The 14,636-nt window shown below is 60.6% G+C and carries 11 protein-coding genes; 9 read left to right on the forward strand and 2 right to left on the reverse strand.

Going from position 1 to position 14,636, the window contains the following annotated elements; translation table 11 throughout:
- The first annotated feature begins 58 nt into the window (after nt 1–58).
- The 4 genes from OC445_RS14410 to OC445_RS14425 are packed head-to-tail and all read left to right on the forward strand — an operon-like array spanning nt 59 to nt 5,326.
- The gene (locus OC445_RS14410; RefSeq protein ID WP_198791207.1) at nt 59–1,402 is read left to right on the forward strand and encodes a 3-oxoacyl-ACP reductase; all 1,344 of its coding nucleotides are present in this window, start codon (nt 59–61) and stop codon (nt 1,400–1,402) included.
- A gap of 3 nt (nt 1,403–1,405) precedes the next feature.
- The gene (locus OC445_RS14415) at nt 1,406–2,296 is read left to right on the forward strand and encodes a MaoC/PaaZ C-terminal domain-containing protein (RefSeq protein WP_198791206.1); all 891 of its coding nucleotides are present in this window, start codon (nt 1,406–1,408) and stop codon (nt 2,294–2,296) included.
- Nucleotides 2,293–3,591 carry an acetyl-CoA C-acetyltransferase gene (locus OC445_RS14420; RefSeq protein ID WP_198791205.1) on the forward strand — a complete coding sequence of 433 codons (1,299 nt, stop codon included), beginning with the start codon at nt 2,293–2,295 and terminating at the stop codon, nt 3,589–3,591. The genes OC445_RS14415 and OC445_RS14420 overlap by 4 nt, the downstream gene beginning before the upstream one ends.
- A 31-nt stretch (nt 3,592–3,622) precedes the next feature.
- Nucleotides 3,623–5,326 carry an AMP-binding protein gene (locus OC445_RS14425; protein ID WP_198791204.1) on the forward strand — a complete coding sequence of 568 codons (1,704 nt, stop codon included), beginning with the start codon at nt 3,623–3,625 and terminating at the stop codon, nt 5,324–5,326.
- A 113-nt stretch (nt 5,327–5,439) separates the two neighbouring features.
- On the opposite strand, the gene OC445_RS14430 is transcribed toward OC445_RS14425, so the two are convergent.
- Nucleotides 5,440–6,555, reverse strand: a complete 1,116-nt coding sequence (locus OC445_RS14430; RefSeq protein ID WP_089041829.1) for a Gfo/Idh/MocA family protein — start codon at nt 6,553–6,555, stop codon at nt 5,440–5,442.
- A 440-nt stretch (nt 6,556–6,995) separates the two neighbouring features.
- Between OC445_RS14430 and OC445_RS14435 the strand changes: the two genes are divergently transcribed.
- The 5 genes from OC445_RS14435 (at nt 6,996) to OC445_RS14455 (ending at nt 12,719) form a co-directional block, all read left to right on the forward strand.
- Nucleotides 6,996–8,033: a WD40/YVTN/BNR-like repeat-containing protein gene (locus OC445_RS14435; protein ID WP_198791242.1), complete on the forward strand. Its 1,038-nt coding sequence runs from the start codon at nt 6,996–6,998 to the stop codon at nt 8,031–8,033.
- An 18-nt stretch (nt 8,034–8,051) separates the two neighbouring features.
- Nucleotides 8,052–10,427, forward strand: a complete 2,376-nt coding sequence (locus OC445_RS14440) for an efflux RND transporter permease subunit (protein WP_054898985.1) — start codon at nt 8,052–8,054, stop codon at nt 10,425–10,427.
- Between the two features lie 506 nt (nt 10,428–10,933).
- A complete protein-coding gene (locus tag OC445_RS14445; protein WP_198791203.1) occupies nt 10,934–11,221 on the forward strand; it encodes a DUF5629 family protein in 288 nt (95 codons plus the stop codon).
- On the forward strand, nt 11,211–12,383 hold the full coding sequence (locus OC445_RS14450; protein ID WP_198791202.1) for a lactonase family protein: 1,173 nt from the start codon (nt 11,211–11,213) through the stop codon (nt 12,381–12,383). Before OC445_RS14445 ends, OC445_RS14450 begins: the two co-directional genes overlap by 11 nt.
- A 156-nt stretch (nt 12,384–12,539) precedes the next feature.
- Nucleotides 12,540–12,719 (forward strand): hypothetical protein, encoded by a 180-nt coding sequence (locus OC445_RS14455; RefSeq protein WP_034126032.1) that lies wholly within the window; start codon nt 12,540–12,542, stop codon nt 12,717–12,719.
- 57 nt (nt 12,720–12,776) lie between these two features.
- Here the strand turns inward: OC445_RS14455 and OC445_RS14460 are convergent, their stop codons facing one another.
- Complete coding sequence (locus tag OC445_RS14460) at nt 12,777–14,336, reverse strand: hypothetical protein (RefSeq protein WP_198791201.1); 1,560 nt, start codon at nt 14,334–14,336, stop codon at nt 12,777–12,779.
- Nucleotides 14,337–14,636 lie beyond the last annotated feature (300 nt).

Below are 14,636 nucleotides of genomic sequence, written 5' to 3' on the forward strand. Positions count from 1 at the left end.
CAGTTCCCCACATTTGACCGGTTTATCAGGCAAGAACTGTGTTGTGAGTGGACTCCTTATGAGTGACAGCTACCTTTCGTTCGTCAATTCCCCCTGGGGCCGGCGTCTGGCCCAGGCGGTCGGCTTGCCGCAACCCTTGCCCCTGCAACGGCATCGCAGCGGCCAGGCCGGCCTGGCTAATCCTGTGATCATCGCCGGGGCAGGGCGCCTGGTGGCCTCGGTGCAGCGCGTGTTCAGCGCCACCGACACCGTCGCCGCGAGCCCGGCGACGCTCAAGGCACCGTCCACGGTCAAGGTGCAAGGCGCGGTGTTCGACGCCAGCGGCGTGACCGACCTGCAACAGTTGGATGAGCTTTACCTGTTCTTTCACAGCAATGCCAAGCGCCTCAGCCAGCATGGCCGAGTAGTGGTGCTCGGCACGGCACCCGAGCATTGCGACGACTTGCCCCAGGCCATCGCCCAACGCGCCCTTGAAGGCTTGGTGCGTTCGCTGGCCAAGGAACTGCGCCGCGCGATCACCGTGCAACTGCTGTACGTGGCGCCGGGCGCGGAAGACGCGCTGGACAGCAGCCTGGGGTTTTTCCTGTCGCGCCGTTCCGCCTATGTCTCGGGGCAGGTGGTGCGCCTGGAAAAACCGGTCGATGGCCATGCCGCCATCAACTGGGACAAACCCTTTGCCGGCAAACGCGCCCTGGTCACCGGCGCCTCCCGTGGCATCGGCCTGGCGATTGCCCAGGTGCTGGCGCGGGACGGTGCCCATGTGGTGTGTGTGGACGTGCCCCAGGCCCAGGAAGCCTTGCAGCAGGCGGCGACCAGCGTAGGCGGTTCGGCGTTGCCCCTGGATATCACCGCGGCTGACACCGCCGCACTGTTGCAAACCCACGTCAGCCAATACGGCGCCTTTGATGTGGTGGTGCACAACGCCGGGATCACCCGGGACAAGACCATCGCCAAAATGACCGAGGCCGCCTGGCGCAGTGTGCTGGCGGTCAATCTCGAAGCGCCGTGGCAGCTCAGTGAGGCCTTGCTCGACAGTCAGGGTTTGAACCCTGGTGGGCGCATTGTGTGCGTGTCGTCGATTTCCGGTATCGCCGGCAACCTGGGGCAGAGCAACTACGCCACGTCCAAGGCCGGTGTGATAGGCCTGGTACAGGGCCTGGCACCGCGTGCGGCAGTCCGGCAGGTCACGGTGAACGCGGTGGCACCCGGCTTTATCGAGACCCAGATGACCGCGAAGATCCCGCTGATGATCCGCGAAGCGGGGCGGCGCATGAATTCGTTGTCCCAGGGCGGGCAACCCATCGACGTGGCCGAGACCATTGCCTGGCTGGCCCATCCGGCGTCGGGTGGTGTCAATGGCCAGGTGGTGCGGGTGTGCGGCCAAAGCCTGTTGGGAGCCTGACCGATGGACTACGTGACGCAGATTATCGACCCACCGCCGTCGCGCACGCAGTTGTTGCTCGACGGCCTGCGCGCCTTGCGCAAACCCAAACTCGACGGTGCGCCGCCATTGCCTGCAGCACGCCTGGTGCGCAGCGCGGTGGAGCTTTCGTCGGCCGGTATCGCCGCTTACGCACGGGCGTGTGGCTTTCGTCGCGAACAGGGCGTGCCATTGTCCTATCCCCATGTGCTGGCGTTCCCCCTGCACATCATGCTGCTGACCCGGCCAAGCTTCCCGTACCCGGCCAGTGGCATGGTGCACCTGGCCAATCGCATTCGTCAGCACCAGCGCTTGCACGAGGGCCAGGCGGTGCGCCTGGAGGTGTATTGCGAACGCTGGGTGGCCCATCCAAAAGGGCAGGCCTTGAGCATTGCTACCCGTGCCTACAGCCAGGAAACCCTGGTGTGGGAAAGCGACAGTCTGTATTTGCGCCGTGACGTCAGCAATCCGGTGGGTGAACCCTGGAATGACCCTCTGCCGCTGCAGGAAGACGGCCTGTTACGCACCCAGCGCTGGGTACTGCCCGCCGACCTGGGGCGACGCTTTGCCAAGGTCTCGGGGGATTTCAATCCCATTCACACGTCGGTCATCGGTGCCAGGCTCTTCGGCTTTCGTCGCGCCATCGCCCATGGCATGTGGACCCTGGGCCGCGCATTGGCAGCGCAACAGCCGCCCGCTGGCCTGGACCAGGCCGAGGCCCATTGCGACTTCAAATTGCCGATCTTCCTGCCCGGCCAGGTAGCCCTGTGGGGCCACCCCGTAAGCGGGCCACGGCGCGAGTTCGAAGTGCGCAATTTCGCCGGGGACAAGCCCCATATGCGCGGGCTATTCATTTGGAAAGAGAGCCAGCAATGAGTGACTACAGTTTTACCCCAGCCCCGACCCGCCGCGTGGCGATTATCGGCGGCAACCGTATTCCATTTGCGCGCTCCAACACGGTGTATGCCCACGACAGTAACCAGGACCTGCTGGTCGCCGCCCTGCAAGGATTGGTGGAGCGCTACAACCTGCACGGCCAACGCCTGGGTGAGTTTGCCGCCGGAGCGGTGATCAAGCACTCACGGGATTTCAACCTGGCCCGCGAGGCGCTGTTGTCCACCACGTTGTCTGCGCAAACCCCTGCCTATGATGTGCAACAAGCCTGTGGCACAGGGCTTGAAGCTGCGCTGCTGGTGGCGAATAAAATCGCCCTCGGCCAGATCGAAGTGGGCGTTGCCGGTGGTGCCGACACCACCTCCGACGCGCCCATTGGCATCAACGAATCCTTGCGCCATACCTTGCTTGCGGCCAATCGCGCCAAAAGCCTGGGCGACAAGCTCAAGGCCTTGATGAAAGTACGCCCATCGATGCTGTTCAAACCGTTGCTGCCGCGCAATGGCGAGCCGCGCACCGGCCTGTCCATGGGCGAGCACTGCGAAGAAATGGCCAAGCGCTGGCAGATCAAGCGCCTGGCCCAGGACGAGCTGACCCTCACCAGCCACCAGCGCCTGGATGCGGCTTATAAACGCGGCTTCTTCGACGACCTGATCAGCCCCCATCGCGGCTTGGCCCGTGACAACAACCTGCGTGCCGATATCAGCCTGGAAAAGCTCGCCGGCTTGTCGCCGGCCTTCGACCGCCAGAACGGCACGCTCACCGCCGGCAACTCCACGCCCCTGACCGATGGCGCCTCGGTGGTGCTGCTGGCCAGTGAAGAATGGGCCGCCGCCAATGGCTGGCCGGTGTTGGCCTACTTGCGCACCGGCGAAACGGCTGCGGTGAATTTTGTCGACGGCACCGAGGGCCTGCTGATGGCGCCGGCTTACGCCGTGCCACGCATGCTTGCGCGGGAAGGCTTGAGGTTTGCCGACTTCGATTTCTTCGAAATCCACGAAGCGTTCGCCGCCCAGGTGTTGTGCACGCTCAAGGCGTGGGAAGACCCGCAGTATTGCCGCGAGCGACTCGGCCTTGATGCCCCCCTGGGCACCATTGACCGGGCCAAAATGAACGTCAACGGCGGCTCACTGGGCTGCGGCCATCCCTTTGCGGCCACCGGTGGCCGGCAACTGGCGGCGCTGGCCCAGGCCATCCATGAACGCGGTGGCGGTCGCGGCCTGATCTCGATCTGCGCGGCGGGTGGGTTGGGCATCACCGCCATCGTCGAAAAGTAGCGCTATCAAAAACAACAATAAGGACACTGCGATGAACGCTATCAGCCTGGAACACACCGAACGCATTTGGTTGAACACTTACCTGCCCGGCGTGCCAGCGGACATTGACGCCGGGATCGAGGACTACCCGTCGCTGCGCGAAGTGTTCCTGGAGCACCTGGAAAAATTCCGTGAACGGGTGGCCTACGTCAGCATCGGCACCGAAATGACCTATGCCGATTGGCGCACCCAGGGCATTGCCTTTGCCGCCTGGCTGCAGGACCAGGGCGTGAAGAAGGGCGACCGCGTGGCCCTGATGATGCCCAACTGCTTGCAGTACCCGATCTGCCTGCTGGGCACGATCCTGGCCGGGGCGGTAGTGGTCAACGTCAACCCGTTGTACACCGCCCACGAACTCAAGCACCTGCTCAAGGACAGTGGCGCCGAAACCGTGGTGATCTTCGAAAATTTCGCGCATACTCTGGAAAAAGCTATGGTGGGCAGCAGCGTCAAGCGAGTGGTGGTCGCGGCCATTGGCGACTTGCTGGGCACCTTCAAGGGCGCGGCAATGAATTTCATCCTGCGCAGCGTGCAGAAGCAGGTACCGGCCTTCAGGTTGCCCGGTTCGCTGCGTTTCAACCAGGTGCTCAAACAGGGCAGGGCCATGCACCATTTGCCGGTCAGCCTGCACCGCGATGAACTGGCCTTCCTGCAATACACCGGCGGCACCACCGGCGATGCCAAGGGCGTGATGCTCAGCCATCGCAATATCATTGCCAACCTGCTGCAAGCCAAGGCCTGGGTCGGTGACCAGTTGGACCAGCACGAGCAGGAAACCAACGTGACCTTGCTGCCGCTGTACCACATCTTCTCACTGACGGTGAACTGCCTGATGTTCATGTGCCTGGGCGGGCGCAATATCCTCATCGCCAACCCTCGGGACGTGAAGCGCGTGCAAATGATCCTGCGCAAGGAACGCTTCAATGGCATTGCCGGGGTGAACACGCTGTTCAATGGGTTGCTGGAGAACAAGGAGTTCTGTGCGCGGGACTTTTCCGATTTGCGCCTGGTGATTGCTGGCGGCATGGCCACCCACACCGCCGTGGCCAAGCGCTGGAAAGAGGTGACCGGGCTGCCGATCATCGAAGGTTACGGGCTGACCGAATGCTCGCCCGTGGTGAGCATCAGCCCTATTGATATTTCCCGCATGCGCGAGATGGAATTCACCGGCAGCATTGGCGTGCCATTGCCCTCTACCTGGGTGCGCTTCGTACGCGAAGACGGCGAACTGGCGGATATCGGCGAGCAGGGCGAGTTGCAAGTACGTGGCCCGCAAGTGATGCAGGGCTACTGGCAACGGCCGAAGGAAACCGCCGAGGTGCTGGATGCCGAGGGCTGGCTGTCCACTGGAGACATCGGCGTGATGGACGCACGCGGGTATATCCGCCTGGTGGACCGCAAGAAGGACATGATCCTGGTCTCGGGCTTCAACGTGTACCCCAATGAAATCGAGGACGTGGTGGCCATGCACCCTGGGGTTGCTGAAGTGGCGGCCATTGGGGTCGAAGACCCAGTGACCGGGGAGAAGGTCAAGATCATCGTCGTGCGCAAGGACCCGAGCCTGACCCAGGAGCAGATTCTTGCTCACTGCCGGGAGTACCTGACGGGGTACAAGCTGCCAAAGTATGTGGAGTTTCGCACCACGGAACTGCCCAAGACCACGGTGGGCAAAGTGCTGCGCCGGGCCTTGCGCTGATTGAATGGTTCAGATAACCAAATGTGGGAGCGGGCTTGCTCGCGAATGCGGCGGTTCAGGCACTGAAGGTGCCGACTGACACAGCGTATTCGCGAGCAAGCCCGCTCCCACTTTTAAACCGTGTCCACTTTGACCCAGCGTTCCTCAAGGGCGGCCACTCGAATCGCCGTCGCCAACCGCTCCACCTCCCAAGCCGCCTCAAAGTCCGTCCCCTGGGCCCCTTGGCCGGCCAGCGCCATGATCAACTCCTGCACTTCCAACGTCTTCAACTCGTTGTAGCCCAACTGATGCCCCGCCGCCGGGCTGAATGCCGCATAGCCGGGCAGGGCGGGGCCAGCCAGCAGGCGCTGGAAGCCGTCCTGGCCGATGCGGTACAGGCGCAGTTCATTCAAGCGTTCCTGGTCAAACGCCAGCGTGCCTTGGGTGCCGCTGATCTCGAAACTCAGATGGTTTTTGTAGCCGTGCTTGAGCCAACTGCTGCTCACCGTGCCACGGGCGCCGTTGGCGAAGCGCAACAGGGCATGCACCTGGTCATCCACGGCAATGGCTTTTGAGGTTGGGCTGCCGGCGGTGGCGGGGCGTTGGTTGTGCACGGTCTGGGTATCGGCACAGACATGGGTCACGTCGCCCACCAGGTAGCGGGCCATTGACAGCAAATGGCTGCCCAGGTCAGCCAGGGCGCCGCCAGCATGCTCCACTTCGCAGCGCCACGACCAAGGGGAGGCCGGGTCCGCCATGAAGTCTTCGCTGAACTCACCTTGGAAACTGATGATCTGGCCCAGTTCGCCCTGGGCAATCATCTGCCGGGCCAGCACGATCATGGGGTTGTGCTGGTAGTTATAGCCGACACGCGTCACTACCCCGGCGGTATGGGCTGCGCGGCGCATGGCGTCGGCTTGTTCGAGGCTGACGGCCAGGGGTTTCTCGCAATACACGGCTTTGCCGGCCGCAATCGCGGCCATGGCCATGGGGTAATGCAAATGGTTGGGGGTGGTGATGGCCACGACGTCGACCTTTGGGTCGTTGATCAGCGCTTGCCAGTCACCATGGGCCTGGGCAAACCCCCAGGCGCTGGCGCAACGCTGGGCGCGTTCGGTGTCGGCATCGGCCAGGGCGGCCAGCTTGAGCTGCACCGGCAGTTCAAATACCGCCCGGGCGTTGTTGAACGCCAGCGCGTGGGCGCGGCCCATGAAGCCTGTGCCGATCAAGCCGATTCCGAGTTCACGCATCGTCGTGGTCCTTTGGATTATTGTTTTCAGGAAGGCTATTAATGGAATAAAAATTCACTAAATTCAATAGATAGAATAAAAATTCATTTCTTCTGATCGTTCCCACGCTCCGCATGGGAATGCCGGCCGGGGCGCTCTGCGCCCCGCTGTTTGCGCGGTGAGGACGCAGAGCGTCAGCGGATGCATTCCTACGCGGAGCGTGGGAACGATCACGTCGATCACGTGGGGCCATCATTTCAGCTGATATAGCTATATTCAGCACATGGCCAAACGCCGCCAGTTAACAAAAGATAACGTAGCGCCGATTGTCAGACGATTCCAAAGCCCGATAGGATGGCTCCTGCTTCCTCCAGGCGCTCTAGATTGCAGGTTTCAAGGTCCTGGCAGAGAAGACGACCTAACAATAATAAATGGGAGAAAGGTCTATGAGTGAGCCTGTCATGGGTTGGGTTGTTTGCCGCCCACGCGCCGCACGCAGGGTTGCGTTGCTGGCCACAGCGCTCTCGCTGCTTGCTGGCAGCGCATTGTCGCTGCCGGTTCTGGCCGCCAGCGATACCTCCGCCGCCGCAGTCTTTGCAATTGAATCCCCCAAGGCCGCCAAAGGCTTGATGATCGACGTGGTTCACGCGGGCAAGCGCCTGGTGGCGGTCGGTGATCGGGGGCATATCCTTTATTCCGATGACCAGGGCAACACCTGGGCCCAAGCCAAAGTACCCACCCGGCAACTGCTCACGGCGGTGTTTTTCGTTGATGATCAGCACGGTTGGGCCGTCGGCCACGATGCGCAGATTCTTGCCAGTACCGATGGCGGCGCCACGTGGACCCAGCAATATCAAGACCTCAAACGCGAAGCGCCGTTGCTCGATGTGTGGTTCAACGACGCCAACCACGGCCTGGCCGTGGGTGCCTACGGTGCGTTGATCGAAACCACCGACGCCGGCAAAACCTGGAACGATGTGAGCGAGCGTCTCGACAACGAAGACCAGTACCACCTCAACGCCATCGCCCAGGTCAAGGGCGCCGGCCTGTTTATCGTCGGTGAGCAAGGCAGCATGTTTCGCTCCAGCGACGACGGCCAGACCTGGGAAAAACTCGAAGGCCCCTACGAGGGTTCGCTGTTTGGCGTGATCAGCACCGCACAGGCGCAAACCCTGCTGGCGTATGGGTTGCGCGGCAACCTCTACCGCTCCACTGATTTCGGCAGCACTTGGGAACAGGTCCAATTGAACGCAGCGCGTGGCGCGTTGGAGTTTGGCCTGTCGGGGGCGACCTTGCTGGAGGACGGTTCCATTGTTGTGGTCGGCAACGGCGGCAGCGTGGTGGTCAGCCACGACGACGGCCAGACCTTCAGTGTGTTCAATCGCCCGGACCGTATTTCACTCTCGGCGGTCACGGCGGCCGGCAATGGAAATTTGATCCTCGCGGGGCAGGGTGGCGTGCGGGTTGCCACATCGGCCGGCGCAGAGCTCTCACAATAATAAGAAGGCGGGGATTCAATGAGCAGTCATCACAACGATAAAGCGACCTTTCTTGAACGTCTGATCTTCAACAATCGCCCGGCGGTGATCGTCATCTGCCTGCTGGTGAGCCTCTTCCTGTTCTGGCAGGCGACCTTGATTCGCCCGTCCACCAGTTTTGAAAAGATGATCCCGCTCAAGCACCCCTTCATCGAAAAAATGATGGAGCACCGCAACGATTTGGCCAACCTGGGCAACACCGTGCGTATTTCGGTGGAAGCCAAGGACGGGGACATTTTCACCAAGGAGTACATGGAGACCCTGCGCCAGATCCACGACGAGGTGTTCTACATCTCCGGGGTGGACCGCTCGGGTCTCAAGTCGCTGTGGAGTCCCAGCGTGCGCTGGACCGAGGTGACCGAAGAAGGTTTTGCCGGCGGGGAGGTGATCCCGCAGAGCTACAACGGTTCGCCGCAGAGCCTCGACCAGTTGCGCAATAACGTGCTCAAGTCCGGCCAGGTCGGGCGGCTGGTCGCCAATGACTTCAAGTCGAGCATCGTTGATATCCCGCTGTTGGAGTCCTACCCGGACCCGCAAGACCAGGGCAAGTTGCTGGCCCTGGACTACCGCAAGTTCTCCCATGAACTCGAAGACAAGATCCGCGACAAGTTCGAAACCCAGAACCCCAACGTCAAGATTCATATTGTCGGCTTTGCCAAAAAGGTCGGCGACCTGATCGATGGCCTGGTGATGGTGGTGCTGTTCTTCGGCGTTGCGTTCGTCATCACCCTGATTCTGCTGCTGTGGTTCACCAACTGCCTGCGCAGCACCATTGCGGTGTTGAGCACGACATTGGTGGCGGTGGTCTGGCAACTGGGGTTGATGCACTTCTTCGGTTTCGGACTGGACCCGTATTCGATGCTGGTGCCGTTCCTGATCTTCGCCATCGGCATTTCCCATGGGGTGCAAAAGATCAACGGCATTGCCCTGCAATCCAGCGAGGCAGACAACGCCCTCACCGCCGCGCGGCGCACCTTCCGGCAACTGTTCCTGCCGGGGATGATCGCCATTCTGGCGGATGCGGTGGGCTTCATCACGCTGCTGATCATCGACATCGGCGTGATCCGCGAACTGGCTATCGGCGCGTCCATCGGCGTGGCGGTGATCGTGTTCACTAACCTGATCCTGCTGCCGGTCGCGATTTCCTACGTGGGCATCAGCAAGCGCGCCATCGCCAAGAGCAAGAAAGACGCGAACCGCGAACATAGCTTCTGGCGCCTGCTGTCCAAATTTGCCAGCCCGAAAGTCGCGCCGGTTTCGGTATTCCTGGCGTTGATCGCCTTTGGTGGCGGCCTCTGGTACAGCCAGAACCTGAAGATTGGCGACCTGGACCAAGGCGCACCGGAACTGCGCCCGGATTCGCGCTACAACAAGGACAACAACTTCATCATCAGCAATTACTCCACCAGCTCCGACGTGTTGGTGGTGATGGTCAAGACCAAGGCCGAAGGCTGCTCGCGCTATGAAGCCATGGCGCCCATCGACCAGTTGATGTGGAAGATGCAGAACACCGAGGGCGTGCAGTCGGCGATCTCGTTGGTGACCGTGTCCAAGCAAATGATCAAGGGCATGAACGAGGGCAACCTGAAATGGGAAACCCTGTCGCGCAACCCGGATGTGCTGAACAACTCCATCGCCCGTGCCGATGGCTTGTACAACAACAATTGCTCACTGGCGCCGGTGCTGGTGTTCCTCAATGACCACAAGGCCGAAACCCTCGACCGCGCGGTGCATGCGGTGCAGGAGTTCGCCAAGGAAAACAACAAGGACGGCCTGGAATTCATCCTCGCAGCGGGTAATGCCGGGATCGAAGCGGCCACCAACGAGGTGATCAAGGAGTCGGAACTGATCATCCTGATCCTGGTGTACCTGTGCGTGGCGACCATGTGCATGATCACCTTCCGCTCCTGGGCGGCGACCCTGTGCATCGTGTTGCCGCTGGTGCTGACCTCGGTACTGGGTAACGCACTGATGGCGTTCATGGGCATTGGCGTCAAGGTCGCAACCTTGCCGGTGGTAGCCCTGGGTGTGGGGATTGGCGTGGACTACGGCATCTACATCTACAGCCGTCTGGAAAGCTTCCTGCGCGCTGGCTTGCCGTTGCAAGAGGCCTATTACCAGACATTGAAGTCCACCGGTAAGGCCGTACTGTTCACCGGCTTGTGCCTGGCCATCGGCGTGTGCACCTGGATCTTCTCGGCCATCAAGTTCCAGGCCGACATGGGCCTGATGCTGACTTTCATGCTGCTGTGGAACATGTTCGGCGCGCTGTGGCTGTTGCCGGCGCTGGCGCGATTCCTGATCAAGCCTGAAAAGCTGGCAGGGCAGAAGGGCAACTCGTTGTTCGCACACTGATCCTGCTCCCAAAAGGCGGGAGCGGGCTTGTATGGGAGCTGGCTTGCCTGCGATAGGCATAGGTATCTACACAACGTTGGTGCAAAGCTGGACCTGTGGCGAGGGAGCTTGCTCCCGTGACGGCCTGACAGCCGAAGCTGATCCAACTGACGCACCGTGCCAAGTGTGGGAGCTGGCTTGCCTGCGAAGACGGCCTGGCAGCCAACTGGGATGTTGGATCAGAGCGCGTAGATGTCTGTTACCGCAGGAATGGATATTTACCCGGTATAACTGCGTCGGCCGTCAGGTTGCCATCGCAGGCAAGCCAGCTCCCACAGTTTGATCGTGGGGGTGTCAGGTAGGCGGGCGTTGGCTGTCAGGCCGTCACGGGAGCAAGCTCCCTCGCCACAGGTTTAGCGTCGTACCGAAGTTGTAGAGACCTATGCTGCGATAGCATCACCGCAGTGTTCAACCTCTAGGTTACAGCCTGGGCTATCATTGCGGCTTTCCCCAAAATGATTACTGCCATGACTGCCGACACCCTGACCTGCGTCCTTGCCACCAGCGATATGCTGATCATCAATGGGCTGCACGCTTTTGACTTCAAGCTTGATCAGCAACTGCAGATCCAAAGCATGGATGGCCGGGAACTCAAGCGCTGGACCTTCAGTCCAGAACAATTGCAGGCGGCTACCTTTGACGAGAGCTTGCAAAGCTGGTTGCTGATCAACGACGACGGTGAGCACCGTCTGGTCTGCTTGAGCGCCATCCAGGGCGACAACAATAACGACGAGGACGAAGCAGATGATGCGTAAATTCTGGTCCCTGCTGATGGCAGGCAGTGTCGGTGCGATGTCGGTGCAGGCCGCGCCGGCCGATATCCATGAACTGTTGGTCGGCAGCTATACGGCCGGCACCAGTGAAGGGATCTACCGCCTGCAATTCGACAGTAGCACCGGGCAGTTCAGCGGCAAGCCAGTGCTGGCGGCGAAAACCGCCAACCCTTCCTGGCTGACGATCTCCAAAGATCAGAAGCAGTTGTTTGTGGTCAATGAGAACGGCCCCGGCCAGGCAGACCCGGTGGGGCGTGTCAGCAGCTATAGCATCGACCCCCAGAACCACCAGTTGACCCTGATCAACCAGGTGCAGAGCCTGGGCAATGAGCCGACCCATTCCAGTGTGGCCGCCGATGGGCGCTACCTGTTCGTCGCCAACTATTCGGTGGTGGAAGACCCGGGTGGCAGCCTGGCGATCCTGCCGGTGGATGCCAGCGGCAAGCTGTCGGCACCGGTGCAATTGAGCGGGCACCCGGCCAGCCGTGTGAACCCGGAGCGCCAGGCGTCCAACCATGTGCATTCGGTCGTGTCGTCGCCGGATGGCAAGTATGTATTCGTGCAGGACCTGGGCGCGGACAAGGTGTTTGCCTACCGCTACGACCCCAAGGCCAATCACGAGCTGCCACTGACAGCGGCCGACCCGGCGTCGGTGCAGTTGCCACCGGGCAGCGGGCCGCGTCACTTGCTGTTCAGCGCGGACGGCAAACACGCCTGGCTGACCACTGAGATGAGCGCCCAGGTAGCCGTGTTCGATTACAACGACGGCAAGCTGACGCAAACCCAGTTGCTCGACTATGCCGCCGGCCAACCGGTGTCCGACAAGGCCGGTGCGGCGTTGCATGCGTCAAACGACGGCAAATTCCTGTACGTGAGCAACCGTGGCACGGCCAATCAGATGCTGGTGTTCAGCATCGATCCAGCCACCGCGCACCTCAAGGAAATCCAGCGGCGTTCTGTCGAAGGCGACCATCCGCGTGAGTTCAGCCTCGACCCTAGCGGAAAATTCCTGCTGATCGCCAACCAGAAAAGCAATGAAATTGTCGTCGTCGAGCGCGACCCCAAGACCGGCCTGCTGGGTAAAACCGTGCAGAAATTGCCGATCGATGCCCCCAGTGACCTCAAGTTCCTGGTGCGTCAATAAGCCACAGGCCCCGCACTGCGGGGCCTGAGCCTTTGTATTAATCGCAGTGATAACGGCTACTGTTTCAAAGCATTTCTAAGGTTCAACCCTCGGGCGTAAGTTGGGTTCCAAGGCCTTCCCAGGCCACCCAACCAAACGAACACAAGGGTTACCGCCATGAACTTCAATCTCTTCTCGATCATCGCTGCTTCTGCTGTTTCCGCCACCGTGGCCTTGCCTGCCGCCGCCAGCGTGGAAGTCACCGGCAAAAAATCCAATGTCACGGCCTATACCCAGAAATACCTGCAACAGAGTGCCAACTTTTATGCGGCGCTGGATCACAAGATTCAAAACTGATTGTCGAGCGACTCAAACCCCAAGCCACTCGCGAGAGTGCCTTGGGGTTTGACGTATCTAGCTGATGGTCAATATCCGACGCAAGGATTCATTCAGGTCTATTGCGCGCGCGCGGGTGAAGCTGCTTGAGATCACGTAATAGAACTCGAAGCTGTAGCCTTTGAACTGGCGCAATTGTTCCCAGTAAAACACCTGCTTGACCGGCGCACCGACGGGCCAGGATTGGCCGACGACTTGTGTCTCGGTATGGAGGATCACCTCGTTCAACCCTTTTACAAGTCGAAAGATCCACAGAATCTCGTCGGTGGGTTGCCGCCAGGCATAGTAGGGGCAGCGTGCGATGACATGCGCCGGGTCGTTACCGATGTGATCGTCTGGGTAGCCCTCAAGGTCCGGTGGCTCCAGGCGAACCACTGAGCCTCTGACCTCGGCGCTGGTTTTCTTGGAGTACACCTCGTAGGGCGGGCCGGACTTTCTCAATACGAAGCTGGTCTCCACCCGGCCCTCAGCGGCCATCCGTATATCAAGGTAATCGATGAACACTGAATAGACCTGGCCACCTCGCCTGATCTCGACAAATTTGTGAATGATTTTGACGCCACCTTTAGGCGGGTAGATGCGGAACATCACATCATAAATATCACCCACCTGGCCCACGCTTGACGGCGTGCGAACCTGCATCTCCAGGGGGTTTTCCCCCACGACTTCAAGGTCGATATAGCCAGGTGGCCCGCCATTGACGATGACGGGGCCATCCGTCAGTTGCTGGCCCAGGTTCACCGAGACCTCCACGCTGGCCGAGCCGGGCGTCGAGACATTCCCCACCAGGTCCCGCACCTCCAGCCAGACGTACAGGCGATCACTGTCGCCGGCTTCAAGCAAATCCGCATAGGTCACCAGGATCACTGTGGGCTTGAGAGCCCCCGCAATGTTTTGCGTCTTGATCACCGATCCCCAGTGAAGATCGACTTCATCGGTTGGGTTGGTGTTTGGGGGCGGCTGAAGCGTGATAGTGACGCCTTTGCTGGCGTTGCCTGGGACGATGACCGTCTCGGATACGCTGAATTTCAGTCCTGAATGCCCGGGTACTGTAGGGCCATCGTTGTCGTCACCGGCGGGAAGGTCGGTCTTGACCAGCGTCAGCAGCGGGTAAGACCTGTCGTAGTCCGTGCCGCCGGCATAGTGGACCACATACACCAGGGCATACGGGCCGTCGGGCAGGTCCTTCTGTTCGGCGGCGAAAAAGTAGGCGTTGTTCAGCTCCTCGCCAGGGTTGAGCTGCTTGGTGGCGAGTACCGACACAGTGCCGTCGTCGAGTAGTTTACCGACCGTAATGACATCGCCCGGCGCCGCGGCCCAGCCTTTGTCTACCTGAATCGTCATGCCCGACTCAAACAACCACTTCGGGACGCCAGCGTCGTAGCCTTTGACGTTCTCACTCATGCCGGGAATGTAAAGCCGGTCGAGGTACTTGGGCGCCTTCTTTTCCTCCAGCGTCATGATGGTGTGTGATGGGGCCGGAACCTTCTGTTTGGCAGAGGCTTTGGTTTTGGTCTTTCCCTCTGCCGCTGCTGGCTTGGTCGCAGGCGCGGATGTCTGGTTTTTTTTGGCTGGCATGGCTGTTCTCCTGTTCCTGCGAAGTGTGCTGTTGGCGCTATCAAACGCCTGAATCCGGGCATTGGCTACTGTCAGAATTAACAGGTACCGATCCAGGGGCATCCCGCACTACCTGTTAATTCTGACAGTAGGCACGCCGCGATTTAAGGCGTTTGATAACGGTAAGCCAACAGCGCACGACCGTGAGGACTCTCGCCATGCCCAAGGACAAAACACTTGACCCCCTCCTGCCGCCCATCGTTGTCCCGCTGATGGAACCGGCCATTGATGGTGATATCGAAGGGGCGCATGGCGGTATCG

The organism is Pseudomonas sp. Pse35, from assembly GCF_024519715.1.
In the GTDB taxonomy this organism is placed as follows: domain Bacteria; phylum Pseudomonadota; class Gammaproteobacteria; order Pseudomonadales; family Pseudomonadaceae; genus Aquipseudomonas; species Aquipseudomonas paracarnis.